Here is a 277-nt window from a genome sequence, read left to right on the forward strand (position 1 = left end):
TCAGCCCATAGAATGAGATAACCCCTATGAATGATGGCAGACAGACGCCTCCGCCCCCCGAGGCATGGAAAATCCGGTTTCTGGCGAACGGTACACCCGGCACATGGTTTTACACCGATGACGCAGCTGTCACAAAAGAGTGGCTGCGGACACATTGTGACGATGTGGAAGTGATCCCCCTGTGCCGTATGCATGACGGTCCCGTTTTCCGGGAACACCATATTAATGAACTCAGCGCCGCACTGGCCAGAATGCTCCATATGCACCACATACTACT

1 protein-coding gene is annotated in these 277 nt (G+C 53.8%); it reads left to right on the forward strand.

Annotation, left to right across the window (positions count from 1 at the left end):
• Positions 1–26: 26 nt before the first annotated feature.
• On the forward strand, positions 27–277 hold a 251-nt coding region (locus tag E0D98_RS27730; RefSeq protein WP_131891634.1), incomplete at its 3' end, for a hypothetical protein.

The organism is Escherichia sp. KCJ4928 (assembly GCF_004352695.1).
Taxonomy (GTDB): domain Bacteria; phylum Pseudomonadota; class Gammaproteobacteria; order Enterobacterales; family Enterobacteriaceae; genus ECMA0423.